The sequence below is a fragment of the Amycolatopsis sp. NPDC098790 genome (assembly GCF_044759945.1).
Taxonomy (GTDB): domain Bacteria; phylum Actinomycetota; class Actinomycetes; order Mycobacteriales; family Pseudonocardiaceae; genus Amycolatopsis.
Genome location: NZ_JBIWAI010000004.1, coordinates 570,455 through 583,426, shown reverse-complemented (window position 1 = coordinate 583,426; position 12,972 = coordinate 570,455). Strand labels below are relative to the sequence as shown.

Annotated in this window: 11 protein-coding genes and 1 pseudogene; 7 read left to right on the top strand and 5 right to left on the bottom strand. The window is 71.3% G+C overall.

Annotated features, from left to right (window positions below):
- Positions 1-3: 3 nt before the first annotated feature.
- The 4 genes from ACIQWX_RS32080 to ACIQWX_RS32065 all read right to left on the bottom strand — a co-directional run bounded on the left by ACIQWX_RS32080 (position 4) and on the right by ACIQWX_RS32065 (position 3,760).
- Complete coding sequence (locus ACIQWX_RS32080; protein WP_400879792.1) at positions 4-1,155, bottom strand: Dyp-type peroxidase; 1,152 nt, start codon at positions 1,153-1,155, stop codon at positions 4-6.
- Between the two features lie 62 nt (positions 1,156-1,217).
- Positions 1,218-2,375: an EfeM/EfeO family lipoprotein gene (locus tag ACIQWX_RS32075; protein ID WP_400879032.1), complete on the bottom strand. Its 1,158-nt coding sequence runs from the start codon at positions 2,373-2,375 to the stop codon at positions 1,218-1,220.
- Positions 2,376-2,579: 204 nt separating this feature from the next.
- Positions 2,580-3,362 (bottom strand): ArsR/SmtB family transcription factor, encoded by a 783-nt coding sequence (locus tag ACIQWX_RS32070; protein ID WP_400879030.1) that lies wholly within the window; start codon positions 3,360-3,362, stop codon positions 2,580-2,582.
- 77 nt (positions 3,363-3,439) lie between these two features.
- A complete protein-coding gene (locus tag ACIQWX_RS32065; RefSeq protein WP_400879027.1) occupies positions 3,440-3,760 on the bottom strand; it encodes a hypothetical protein in 321 nt (106 codons plus the stop codon).
- Between the two features lie 49 nt (positions 3,761-3,809).
- Between ACIQWX_RS32065 and ACIQWX_RS32060 the strand changes: the two genes are divergently transcribed.
- From ACIQWX_RS32060 to ACIQWX_RS32050, 3 genes and pseudogenes are all read left to right on the top strand, one after another.
- Positions 3,810-4,034 carry a hypothetical protein gene (locus tag ACIQWX_RS32060; RefSeq protein ID WP_400879024.1) on the top strand — a complete coding sequence of 75 codons (225 nt, stop codon included), beginning with the start codon at positions 3,810-3,812 and terminating at the stop codon, positions 4,032-4,034.
- A 349-nt stretch (positions 4,035-4,383) separates the two neighbouring features.
- A complete protein-coding gene (locus tag ACIQWX_RS32055) occupies positions 4,384-5,175 on the top strand; it encodes a hypothetical protein (RefSeq protein WP_400879021.1) in 792 nt (263 codons plus the stop codon).
- Positions 5,172-6,116: pseudogene (locus tag ACIQWX_RS32050) on the top strand (serine/threonine-protein kinase); the annotation flags it as partial. The gene ACIQWX_RS32055 and the pseudogene ACIQWX_RS32050, both read left to right, overlap by 4 nt.
- A 1,246-nt stretch (positions 6,117-7,362) precedes the next feature.
- On the opposite strand, the gene ACIQWX_RS32045 reads toward ACIQWX_RS32050, so the two are convergent.
- Positions 7,363-7,785 carry a hypothetical protein gene (locus ACIQWX_RS32045; RefSeq protein ID WP_400879018.1) on the bottom strand — a complete coding sequence of 141 codons (423 nt, stop codon included), beginning with the start codon at positions 7,783-7,785 and terminating at the stop codon, positions 7,363-7,365.
- Positions 7,786-8,066: 281 nt separating this feature from the next.
- On the opposite strand from ACIQWX_RS32045, the gene ACIQWX_RS32040 reads away from it, so the two are divergent.
- From ACIQWX_RS32040 to ACIQWX_RS32025, 4 genes are all read left to right on the top strand, one after another.
- A complete protein-coding gene (locus ACIQWX_RS32040; RefSeq protein ID WP_400879015.1) occupies positions 8,067-8,618 on the top strand; it encodes an AAA family ATPase in 552 nt (183 codons plus the stop codon).
- Positions 8,619-9,161: 543 nt separating this feature from the next.
- The gene (locus tag ACIQWX_RS32035) at positions 9,162-10,928 is read left to right on the top strand and encodes a chitinase (RefSeq protein WP_400879012.1); all 1,767 of its coding nucleotides are present in this window, start codon (positions 9,162-9,164) and stop codon (positions 10,926-10,928) included.
- Between the two features lie 43 nt (positions 10,929-10,971).
- On the top strand, positions 10,972-11,709 hold the full coding sequence (locus tag ACIQWX_RS32030; RefSeq protein ID WP_400879009.1) for an IclR family transcriptional regulator: 738 nt from the start codon (positions 10,972-10,974) through the stop codon (positions 11,707-11,709).
- A 73-nt stretch (positions 11,710-11,782) separates the two neighbouring features.
- On the top strand, positions 11,783-12,934 hold the full coding sequence (locus ACIQWX_RS32025; protein WP_400879006.1) for a 4-hydroxybenzoate 3-monooxygenase: 1,152 nt from the start codon (positions 11,783-11,785) through the stop codon (positions 12,932-12,934).
- The last annotated feature ends 38 nt before the right edge of the window (positions 12,935-12,972 follow it).

Genomic DNA, 12,972 nt, shown 5'->3' with positions numbered 1-12,972 from the left:
CGGTCAGGCGAGCAAAGCGCGGCCGAAGTGGTCGTCCGGCCCGGTGACGCCCGGCAGCGCGAAGAAGTAGCCGCCGCCGAACGGGGAGATGTAGTCGGTGAGGGGTTCGCCGGCCAGCCGCGTCTGGACCGCTTCGAACTGGCGCTCGAGGTCCTGCTGGTAGCAGACGAAGACCAGGCCCATGTCGAGGTTGCCGTTGCTGTCGAGGCCGCGGTCGTAGTTCACCGCGCGACGCAGGAGCCGGCTCGGGTCGGTCTCCGGCGTGCGGGGGTTGGCCTTGCGGATGTGGCTGGTCAGCGGGATGACGGTGCCGATCGGGTCGTCGGCGTAGCGGGGGACGTCGGTCTCCTCGGTGCCGTCGAGCGGTGCGCCGGTGTCGCGGCGGCGGCCGAACATGTTCTCCTGTTCGGCCAGTGAAACCCGGTCCCAGAACTCGACGAGCATCCGGATCAGCCGGACCACCTGGTAGCTGCCGCCCGCGGTCCAGGCGGGATCGCCGGGTGTCCACACCAGACGGTCGAAGTCGGTCTCTTCCGGGTTGGCGGTGCCGTCCTTGAAGCCCATCAGGTTCCGCGGCGTCCCGGCCGGCCGCGGCGGCGAGCTGAAGCCGTTGATCTTCCAGCGCACTTGCATGCCTCCGCGGGTGGCGCGGGCGATGTCGCGCAGCGCGTGCAGCACGGTGTCGGTGGAGTTGGCGGAAAGCGTGAGGCTGAGGTCGCCGTGGCACTGGGCGGGGTCGAGGGCGTCGTCCGGGAACGTCGTCATCGGCTTCAGCTTGGCGGGCTTGAGCTTCGCGAGGCCGTAGCGGTCGTCGAAGAGCGAGGCACCGACCCCGAGCACGACGCCCAGGTCACCGCCGGGCACGACGGGACCGAGCACGCCGGAGTCGGCGGGCGGCGCGGTGATGCCGAGCGCGGCGGGCGCCCCGCCGCCGGTGAGGAACCGCGCCCGGTCCGTGACGGCGCGGAAGAGGTCGGTGAGTTCGGCTTTCGACTCGGCGACGACGTCGAAGGAGGCGACGATCGTCTGGGTGGGTGGCTGCCGCAGGATGGCGGCTTGGTGCGGGCCGTGGAAGGCGACGGGCGCGGTGCTGTCCGTGACGGCGGAGGAGGCACCGAGCCCGGCGCCGGCGGCAACGGTGAGGCCGGCGCCCATGGCGGCGCGGCGCAGGAAGGAGCGGCGGGGCACGCCGGCAGCGTGCGGCACGGGGCAGTCCGTCACGAAACCCTCCTCGGCTCGGCGATCGCGGCGATCGGTGCCAGCAGCTCCGTCAACTCGCTCACGTCCGCGTTCAGCTTCTGCCGTTCGTTCTGCGGCAACTGCGCCAACGGCGTCCAGCTGCCGTCCGGCCGGTGGGCGGTGTCCAAAAGGGACTGGGTGCGCGTCAGCCAGCTGTCCACCTTGGACAGATCCGGGTACCGGGGCGCGAGCAGCGGGCGGAGCACGTCCAACACCGCGCGCGTGCCGTCGAGGTTGGCGCGGGCCGTGGCGAGGTTGGTGCCGCTGCCGTAGTCGGTGCGGCCCGTCAGTTCGAACTGCAGCGTGTTCTCCATGATCTCGTGCGCGCGCAGGCCGAGGTCGTTGCCGTCGACCTGGCTGTCGCCGAAGGCCGCCTGCAGCGCGCGGGCGTCGGTGTCCAGCTGGTCGGCGGGCGCGGCGAGCGCGCCCAGGTCTTCGCCGTGCCAAAGGCCCTGCTCCAGGCGGTGGAAGCCGGTGAAGCCCGCGTCGGACGTGCCGTCCGGGAGGCCGTCGGCGGTGCCGTTGAGCGCGCCGTCGGAGTCGCCGAACGCGTCGTACGCCGCGCCGAGGCGCTCGTAGGTCAGGTGGGCCGTCAGCCACGCCGTCTCGCTCGCCGCGCGGTCGCCGCCGTGGACGGCGTCCTTCAGCGCACCCGTGTTCGCGACCAGCTCGCCGAGGCCCGTGGTGACGTGCTGCTGGTACGCCTTGAGCGGCCCGAGCAGATCGTTGTGCGTCACCGGCGCGACGCCCGGGCCGGTCCGCTCGGCACCCCCGCTGACCCGCACGGCCGGCCCGACGATCGCGCTCGCGTCCTCGGGCAGGCAGCGGAACGCGTAGCTGCCGTTGCCGAGGTTGACCTGCAGCGGCCGGGTGGTCGCCGGGCCGAGGCCCTCGACCTCGCCGTAGATGACGCCGGTCGCCGGGTCGATCAGGTCGACCTCGGCGGTCACCGACCCGGTGTTGTGCAGGCGGAACGTCTGCGGCCCCGGCTTCGGATCCGCCCAGCCGGTGCCGCACGCCGAGCGCGACACCGCGATCTCGGGATCGCCGGCCGACGCGCTGTCCGGCCAAAGCGCCACGACGGCTCCCGCCGCGGCGGCCACGACCACGGCCCCCACTGCCCAGCGGGTACGCATTGCCCCCGGCACGCCACCTCTCCCGTCACTCGATCGGACCATCACCGGTCACGGATTATGCGACCCTAGCGCCCGGAAAACCGCATCGGATGCCGTCGAGAGGAGGGAATTCACCGGGACTTCAGCCCGGCGCCCACGAAAGGGGGAGAAATCAGACGTTTTTCTGTGCCAGATCTGTCTGGTTGGAACGGTTGGTCCGGTTGGTCACGCTGCCGGCAGCGGAGAACCGGTCTCCAGTAGGGTCTTCAGGCTCGACAGCAGCGCGGGCCAGCCCTGGCTGCACATCGCCATGACCGTGCTGCCGGGCTCGAAACCGTCGTGCAGCACGGTCAGTTTCACGGTTTCCCCCTGCGGTTCCAGCGTGAACGTGACTTTCGACCGGCCTTCCGTTTGCAGTTTAGCGAGCGTTTCGGCGTCGATTCCGTTTCCGTTCGCCCATTCCTCGGTGAACGTGTGCCAGGTGTAGGAAAGGTGGCGGTACGGGTCGGATTCGACGACGACCTGCTCGGGGTGGCTCGTTTTCGCGCCGCTTTCCGCCCAGACCATCGGTGAGCCCGCCTTCCAGTCCGTTTCGAAAGCGACACCCCAGTACTGGCGGGTGAACGCGGGTTCGGTAAGCGCTTGCCAGAGCTTTTCCGGGGTCGTGCTGATGTAGGTGGTGTACGCGAATTCGTTCATCGGTTCGGACTCCAGGGCTCGTTTCAGATCGGCGAGCGCGCCGGCCCGCCGCCGGTCGTAGCGGGTCATCCAGCGCTCGGTGATCGCGTTGATCGGCGCGGCGTCGAGGTAGTGCAGCTTTTCGCGGCCGCGCCACGTCGTCGTGACCAGCCCGGCCGCTTCGAGCACGCCCAGGTGTTTGCTCACCGACTGGCGGGCCATGTCCAGCCCCGCGCACAGCTCGCGCAGGGTCAGGCCGTTGCGCTCGTTGAGCACGTCCAGCAGCCGGCGGCGGCTGGGGTCGGCCAGCGCCTTGAACACCTCGTCCATCGCGCCCTCTCGTGACATGCAGCCGTTCGGCTGCCTATTCACGATAGGCAGCCGAACGGTTGCATGTCAACCGGGGATCACCGGAAGCGGATCACCGTGACGCTCGCGAGCACGAAGAACACCAGGACGACCAGGGTGCCGGTCTGCCCGCCGGACGAGCGCGTCACGACCTGGTCGACCGAGCCGGTCAGCCGCACCCCGCACTCGGCGACGACGGTGTGCCGCCCGGCCTCGATCCGCGTGAACTGGACGGGCGCGGTGAAGGCACCGGAGCTGTCGGTGAAGGCGGAGCCGACCTCGGCGCCGTCGGAGGTCAGCGTGACCCGCCGCGCCGGGTTGCAGCCTTTCCCGGACGCGGACAGTGTGTCGCCGGGCTGGACGCTCGGCCGGTCGAGCACCAGCTCACCCGGTTTGGGCTCGGTGGTGGTGGTCGCGGGGGTGCCGGGCGTGGTGGGGGTGGTCGAGGTGGGTGGGGTCGTCGTGGTGGTCGGTGGGGTGGTGGTCGTGGTCGGCGGGGTCGTCGTGGTGCCGGGCCGGGTCGGTGTCGTGGTCACCGGCGGGGGCGGAGTCGTGGTCACCGGTGGCGGCGGGGTGGTCGTGGTGGTCCCGGTGACGACGAACGTGCCGCTGGCGGTTTGTTTCTGGCTCGTGCAGGTCGCGGTCACCGTGTGAGGGCCGGGCGCCGCGGTCCCGGGCACGGTGGCGGGGAACTGCCCGCTGGTCGCCGGGGCCACCTTCGAACCGAGCGACGAGCCGTCCCAAGTGAAACCGATGATCCGGCAAGTCGGAAAACCATTCCAGGAAATGGTGAAAGAACTGCCCGTCGGTCCGCTCGACGGTTTCAAACCAACCGAGGGTGGAACTTGTGCGTTACCGGTGCTCGTGAATGTGAGTAGAAGTATCGTTCCGGCCACGGCGCCGAAAAACAGCCGAACCACGAATCGCATTGGGACGTCCCTCCCCGGTGTGTGCTCGCTGTAGCATTCCGGACCAGTCGGATAACGCAAGTAGGGGATGCCCAATGGGACGTGTCATCGCGGCGGGGGTTGCGTTGGGTTTGTGCGCCGTACTGGTCGGCGCGCCGGCCGCTTCGGCGGACTCCGGCTCGCTCGAGGTGCAGGCGGCGATCGACGGGCGGCCGGTCGCGGACGTGACCGTCCCGGTCGACCCGGCCAAGCAGATCGAGCTGCAGGTCGTGGCCACCAACTCCGGCACGGCACCGGTGAAGGTCCGCAGCGTGCGGCTCTCCGGCGTCGCGCTCGCCCTGACGTTCTTCGCCTACGACACGACCGCGCCCTTCGAAGTTCCGGCGCGGGGCTCGATCACCCGGACGTTCGTGCTCGACCTCGGGGACCTCGCCGGACAGGCGACGGGGCTGCTGCCGTCGTCGGTCGAGCTGCTCGACGCCCAGCGCGCGACGCTCGGCGAAGCGACCACCGTCGCCGACGTCCAAGGCTCCTTCTGGTCGGTCTACGGCGTCTTCGGCCTGGCGATGCTCGTGCTGACCGTGCTCGCGTGGCTGGCCGCGCTGCTCGCGCTGGCCCGGCACCGGCTGGCGCCCAACCGCTGGCGCCGCGGCCTGCGGTTCCTGCCCGCCGGCTTCGGGACCGGCCTGGTCGCGGTGATCACGCTGTCGGTGCTGCGGCTGGTCCCGCCGGAGCCGGCGGTCGAGATCCCGGTGGTGCTCGGCGCCGCGGCGATCGCGTTCCTGCTCGGCTACCTGACGCCGCACCCCGCGCCGCCGCCGGTCGTCACCGACAGTGACGCCACGGTCCGGCTGGCGGTCCCGCCGACGCAGGAATTCACCCGATGAGCGCACCGGCCGAGCTGGTCGCCGCCCTGCCGCAGTACGACATCGGGGCGGAGATCGGCGAGGGCGGCATGGGGGTCGTGTTCGCCGGGACGCACCGGACGCTCGGGCGGAACGTCGCGATCAAGCAGCTGCCGTGGGACGTGCTCAACCACGCGGCGAGCAGCGAGCTGTTCGACCGCGAGGCGCGCGTGCTGGCGAGCCTGGACCACCCGCACATCGTGCCGGTGTACGACTACGTTCGCACGGGGCGCGAGCACCTGCTGGTGATGGAGCGCCTCGACGGCGGCACGGTGCACAGCCGGTTCCACGGCGACGGCGTCAGCGGCGAACAGGCGTGCGCGATCGGGCTGGCGATGCTCGCCGGGCTGCACGCGGCGCACCGGGCGGGCGTGCTGCACCTGGACGTCAAGCCGCGGAACCTGCTGTTCACCCTGCAGGGCGTGGTGAAGGTGGCGGACTTCGGCATCGCCCGGGTGATCAGCGAGGGTGCGACACTGGTGACGCACGGTGGCGAAATCCTGGGGACGCCGGCGTACATCGCCCCGGAGCAGGCAATGGGCAACGCCCTGAGCCCGGCGGCGGACGTGTACGCGGCGGGCACGGTGCTGTACGAGCTGCTGGCGAGGGAACTGCCGTTCGACAACACGCGCGGCGCGATCAGCATGATGCGCCAGCACATGTTCACGGACCCGAAGCCGATTTCGGGCGTGCCGATGCCGATCGCGGGCGTGATCATGCGGGCGCTGGCTCGCGAGCTGGACGCGCGGTACCGCGAGGCGGAGACGTTCGCGGCGGACCTGGCGAGCGCGGCGACGGCGGTGTACGGACCGGGGTGGCTGGAGCGGTCCGGGGTGCCGGTGCTGCACTTGACGCCCCGGGTGATCGAGGGGTTGAACTCGGCACCGGTCGCCGAGGAACGGACCCGGCCGGTGAGACGGCCAACAGGTCCAAACGCGACACTCGTGGCGACGAGTGGTGGGTTGGACACGGGACCTGGCTACGCAGGCGACACCGGCTATGGCGCGGCGGCCGGCATGGGTCCGGCCGGCGGCGCGGGGGCGGCCTTGGCGGGCGGTCCTGAGGCCGGCTACGCGGGCGGCTCCGGGCCGGGCTTCGCCGACGGCGTGGGCGTGGCGGGAGGTGTTGAGGCCGGCTATCCCGGCGGCCGCGCCTTCGCCGGCGGCGCGGGTCTGGCTGCGGGTGCTGAGGCCGGCGGCCGCGGATCCGCCTCAGCGCCCGGCACGGGCGGCTCCGCCCACGCCGGCGGCGTGGGCAAGGCGGGCGCTGCCGACGCTGGCTACGGCTCCGGCCCCAGATCCGGCTCGTCGCCCGGCGCGGGCGGCTCTGGGCCCGGCCCTGCCGGCGGGGTGGGCTTGGCGGGAGGTGCCGAGACCCGTTACGGCGGCCCCGGTTCGGCGGCCGGCGTGGGCGGCTCCGGGCCGGGCTTCGCCGGCGGCGCGGGCCCGACCGGTGGCACCCTTGCCCCCGATTCCGACTCTGCCGACCGCTCGCGGGCCGCCGCCGTTCTCTGGTTGCGGTTGGCAGCCGCCGCGGCCGCTATCGTGCTCGTCATCCTCGCGCTGCTCAACCCCGCGCGGCTGCCGCACGAGGCGTCGCCCACCCTGCTTCTCGGCACCACCCGCGTCACCGCTCCCGTCGAAGTGGACCTCAGCAAGCCGCTCGTCTTCGCCGGTGCCGGGAATCCCGGACGGGTCGCCATCAGCCTGTCCGCCGCCGGCATTCCGCTCGGCTCGGCCGAAACCGTCGCCAAGCCGGCCGGCAACGGCTTCACCGCCGAGCTCACCCTGCCGGCGATCGCGCGGTGGGTGGTCGGCGGGGCCGTCACCGCGACCGTCCAAACCGGACCCGTCACCCAGACCTTCACCCTGCTCACCAGCCAGCACCCGCTGGCCAGCGCGATGGGCGCGGGCAGCCTGATCCTCGCGCTGTTCGCGCTGGCCTACCTCGAATCGGGGCTGCGGACCATTCGCAACGGTCACCGTTGGCGAGGCGCGGCTGTCGGCGGCCCGGTGCTGGGCCTGCTGTTCGGCGCCGTGGCTTGGCTGTGCATCTCCGTGCTGCGGGTGCACGAACCGTCGCCGGGGTTCGGCGCCGGGTGCGCCGTCGCGGGTGCGGTCGCGGCCGGGCTCGTGGTCGCGGCGGCGCGGCGCCGGGCGTCCACAGTGGTCAGTCGACCATCCGGACGGTGACGTGCGGGCTGTAGCTCTTCCGCCTGCTCCACCCGCTTTCGGCACAGAGGCTGAGCTGGATCGCGCGGTCGGCCGGCGCCCAGTAGCCGGTGCGGACGAAGTAGCCCTCCATCGTGTTCAGCGCGCCCAGGCGTTTGCGCGCCGAGCACATCTCCCAGCCCCACTGGCGCCCGGACTTTTCGACGCCGTTGCGCCGCACGGACAGGCACGGGTTGCCGACCGCGCGGATGTCGGCGTGACCCTCCGTGACGTAGATGACGCCGTCGATCTTGTAGAACCGGTTGTTGTCGAGCAGGGACACCTGCCCGGAGAGCGTGACCCCGACGCGCCCGCCTTCGTCGCCCGTGAGCGTCCAATCCAGACAGAATTCTTGGACCGGGAGTTCCAGCGACTGGGTCATGACGAGTTCCCCTGTTCTAGGCTGAGCGTCCCTTTGAAGATAGGGAAAATCCGGACGCCGGGAAGGGGCCGGGACGATCTTCACCCGAAGCGGTTCCCGGCCGTCGAATGCCTTGCCGCGCATGGGTTTTCAGGCGAGTGGGTGACTTCGGGCACGAGAGGTGACATCGGCGCGCCTCTCCGGGTGGCGCCGTCCGTACGGTCGGGTCTGTTCCCGGCTTGGTCACGGTCCGTGAGCTAAAGGTAAAGGAACCATTACCTTCGCTGGGGCGTTGACGGGGCATGAGCGAGCCCACGGTCATCGAACTCGGGCCCCGCGACATGCTCGTCGTGGCGGGCCTGCCCGGCGCGGGCAAGACGACGATGCTCAACCACGCCGCGCCCGGCCTGGTGGTGCTGGATTCCGACCAGGTCCGCACGCGGCTGGCGGCGGCGGTGCCGTCGGTGCCGTACCGCTGCTACCGCCCGGTGGTCCACGCGTGGCACCGCGCCCGGGTGGTCAGAAGGGCGCTGGCGAGGGGGCCGATCGTGGTCCACGAGCCCTCGACGCGCGCCTCGACCCGGGCACTGCTGGCCCTGGTGGGAGCGGTGAGCGGCCGCCCGGTGCGGTTGTTGTTCCTGGACGCGACGGCTTCGGAGGCGCTGGCCGGGCAGCGGAGCCGGGGCCGGGTGGTGCGGCCGCGGTCGTTCGCCCGCCACGTGCGCCGAGTGGGTCGCTGGCGCGAGGGATTGCTGGCGGAGCGGGTGCCGGCGGGGTGGAGCAGTGTGCAGGTGATCGACCGGGCGGGCGCGAAGCGGACGCGGGTGGTGGCCAAGTCCCTGGTGGGCTGCTGACCCGGCTGCGGTGACCGCCTGCGGCGGAGTGGCCGGCTGCGCTTGGCGGGGTGTTGGCGGTTCGCTGCACGCGGCGGTGTCGGGGTCGGCGGGCTGCCTGCCGGGCCTGGTTGGTGCACCGAGCACCGCGGGTGAGCGGCGAAGCGGTGCGGCTTGGTGGGTGGAACCCTGCGAGCGGTGCGGGCTGGCGGGGGCCAAGGCGCACCGCAGCTGCGGCGGGGTGGCTGCGGGCGGGTGCGTGGAGTGATGCGGCTTGGGGCGGCAGAGAGGCCGGTGGGCTGTGGGGCGTGGCCGGGGTGAAGGCGGCCGCGAGCGGAGGCCTGCAGGTGCGGTCGGGCTTCGAAGGTCGTCGGGGCACCCGGTTCGCCTCCGAGCCGCAGCGCGATTGCCGACCTCGGGCTTTCCAGCGGTCGCCGCGTCACGAGACTGACCACCGCCGTCGAGCCGCGGGTGCACCAGAACCGCGAACCCGCCCTTAGTTGGTCTGGACATTTTACATATTGGTCTAGACAATATACCCAGTCTCCCCGACTGGAGGACCCGATGAGGCGTTCCAGACTGTCCGCAATCCTCGCCGCCGCAATACTCGCGCTCTCCGGGCTCGCCACCGGGACCGCCGATGCGGCCAACCTCCTCGCCAACCCCGGCTTCGAAGCCGGCTCGCTCTCCGGCTGGACCTGCGCCAACGCCACCACCGTCAGCGCCCCCACCCACAGCGGCGGCTACGCCCTCGCCGGCACCCCCGTCGGTGCCGACTACGCCCAGTGCTCGCAAACCGTGTCCGTTCAGCCGAACACCACCTACTCCGTCTCGGCCTGGGTGCGCGGGAACCCCGTCTACCTCGGCGTCACCGGTGGCCCCTCGACCTGGTCCGGCAACTCGAGCGCCTACAACCAGCTCTCCCTCACCTTCACCACCGGCAACCAGACCTCCGCCCAGCTCTACCTCCACGGCTGGTACGGCGCCGGCACCTACTACGCCGACGACGTCGTCCTCGACGGTCCCGGCGGCAACACCCCCGGTACGCCCGCCGCTCCCGGCACCCCGCAGATCACCTCCGCCACGGCCAACTCCGTCGCCCTGAGCTGGGGCGCGAGCGCCGGGACCGTCACCGGTTACCGCGTCTACGAAGGCGGCACCGTCGTCGCCACGACGACCGGGACCAGCGCCACCATCGGCGGCCTGAAAGCCTGCGAAACCCACAGCTACACCGTCGCGGCGTACAACAGTGCCGGAGAATCGCCCAAAACCTCGACCACCAGCGCCACCACCACCGGCTGTGTCGACACCGGCCTGCCCAAGCACGCCCTCGTCGGCTACCTGCACGCCAGCTTCGCCAACGGCTCCGGGTACGTCCGGATGGCCGACGTCCCCGCCGCCTGGGACATCATCGATCTCGCCTTCGGGGAACCGACCTCCGTCACCTCCGGGGACATCCGCTTCAACCGCTGCCCCGCGAGCGAATGCCCGAACGTCGAGAGCGACGCCGACTTCACCGCCGCCATCAAGGCCAAGCAGGCGCAGGGCAAGAAGGTCCTCATCTCCATCGGTGGCCAGAACGGCCAGGTCCAGCTGACCACCACCGCCGCGCGGGACAAGTTCGTCAGCTCCGTCTCCGCGATCATCGACAAGTACGGACTCAACGGCCTCGACGTCGACTTCGAGGGCCACTCGCTCTCGCTCAACGCCGGCGACACCGACTTCCGCAACCCGACCACGCCGGTGATCGTCAACCTCATCTCCGCGCTGAAGTCGCTCAAGGCCAAGTACGGCTCGGGCTTCGTCCTGACGATGGCGCCGGAGACGTTCTTCGTGCAGGTCGGCTACCAGTTCTACGGCGGCACCAGCGCCGGCGACGCGCGGACCGGCGCCTACCTGCCTGTCATCCACGCGCTGCGCGACTCGCTCACCGTGCTGCACGTCCAGGACTACAACTCCGGCCCGGTCATGGGCCTCGACAACCAGTACCACAACATGGGCGGCGCCGAGTTCCACATCGCCATGACCGACATGCTCAAAGCGGGCTTCACCGTGGCGAACACCGGCCAGTTCTTCCCCGGCCTGCGCCCCGACCAGATCGCGATCGGCCTGCCCGCCGCGGTCAGCGCCGGCAACGGCTACACCTCGCCGTCCGACGTCCAGACGGCGGTGAACTGCCTGGTCAAGGGCAGTGGCTGCGGCTCGTACACGCTGCGCGGCGGCACCTCGCCGGCGCTGCGGGGCCTGATGACCTGGTCGATCAACTGGGACAAGTACTACGGCTGGGAGTTCCAGAACAGCCACGAGCCGTTCCTGAACGCGCTGCCGTGACGCCGGGCAGTGTGCCCCGCCCGGGTGGGGCACACTGCCTGACGTGGAGAAACGCGACTCCGTGCTGACGCGCATCGTCCGCATCTTCGAGACCTTCGGGCCGGACACGCCGGCGCTGCGCGTCACGGACATCGCGCGCCGCGCCGGCCTGCACGTCGCCACGGCGTCCCGGCTCGTCGACGAGCTGGTCGGCCACGGCTGGCTGCACCGCGACCCCGATCGGAGGATCCGCGTGGGCGTTCGGTTGTGGGAGCTGGCGTCGCGCGCGTCGCCGACGGTCGGGCTGCGCGAAGCGGCCATGCCGTTCATGGAGGACTTGCACGCCGTCGTCGGGCACCACACCCAGCTCGCCGTGCTGGAGGACCGCGAGGTGCTGTTCGTCGAGCGGCTCTCGGCGCCCGGCGCGGTCGTCAACGTGACGCGGGTGGCCGGGCGGCTGCCGCTGCACGCGTCGTCGTCCGGGCTCGTGCTGCTCGCCCACGCACCCGCCGACCTGCAGGAACAGGTCCTAACCGGTCCCCTCGAGACCTTCCGCCGCACGACGCTGACGGACCCGACACGGCTGCGGCGGTTCCTCGCGGACGTCCGGCGCGACGGCTACGCGTTCTGCGCCGGGTTCATCGACGAGGAGACGACCGGGATCGCCGTGCCGCTGCGGGGCCGCGGCGGCGACGTCGTCGCGGCGCTGTCGGTGATCGTGCCCAACGACCGCAACGCGCGGATGCAGATCCCCGCGCTGCGGGCGGCGGCACGCGGCATCTCGCGGATGCTCTCTCACTGAATGAGAATGACGTAGTCGGTGCCCGGGTCGTCGGGAGATGCTCGGGGCTCCCCGCGGGAAAGGACGTTCTCCAGTGCGCACCCAGGTCGTCATCATCGGCGCCGGCCCGGCCGGGCTGCTGCTGTCCCACCTCCTCGGGCTCGACGGCATCGACTCGGTGCTGCTCGAACGGCAGACCGCCGAGTACGTCCAGGCCCGCATCCGCGCGGGGATCCTCGAGGCGGGCACGGTCGAGCTGCTGCGGCAGGTCGGCCTCGGCGACCGCCTCGACGTCCAGGGCATGGAACACCGCGGCATCTACCTGCAGTCACCGGGGGAGCGGCACCACATCGACTTCACCGACCTGATCGGACGGTCGGTGACGGTCTACGGCCAGACCGAGGTGACCAAGGACCTCATGGTAGCAAGGGAAAAGGCCGGCCGCCTGGCGTACTACGAGGCTTCGGACGTCGCTGTGCACGACGTCAGCGAGAAGCCGCACGTGACCTTTGTGGACGGTGACGGGACCGCGCGGCGGATCGACGCGGACGTCGTCGTCGGCTGCGACGGGTTCCACGGACCGAGCCGAGCGTCCATTCCGGACCCAAAGGTCTGGGAACGGACGTACCCGTTCGCGTGGCTGGGCGTGCTCGCCGACGTCGCGCCGTCGACCGACGAGCTGATCTACGCCTGGCACCCGGACGGGTTCGCGATGCACAGCATGCGTTCGCCGCGGGTGAGCCGCTTCTACCTGCAGGTCGCGCCGGACGAGGACATCGAGCGGTGGAGCGACGACCGGATCTGGACGGCCCTGTCCGAACGGCTCGGCGTCGACGGCTGGACCCTGGAAACCGGCACGATCACCGAGAAGAGCGTCCTGCCGATGCGCAGCTTCGTGACGACGCCGATGCGCCACGGCCACCTCTACCTGGCCGGCGACGCGGCGCACATCGTGCCGCCGACGGGCGCGAAGGGCCTGAACCTCGCGGTCGCCGACGTCGCCCTGCTGGCGCGCGCCCTCAAGGCGTCGTTCCGGGGCGACGACCAACTCGTCGACGCGTACTCGGAGACGGCGTTGCGGCGGGTCTGGCGCTGCACGCACTTCTCGTGGTGGATGACGTCGATGCTGCACCGCCACGGCGACGACTTCGACGCCCAGCTCCAGCTGTCCCAGCTCCGCCGCACGGTCACTTCGACCGCCGCGAAGACCGAGCTGGCCGACAACTACGCGGGCCTGCCCCTGTAACCCGACGTGAATGACTCATTCCTGTCGCCACACGACAG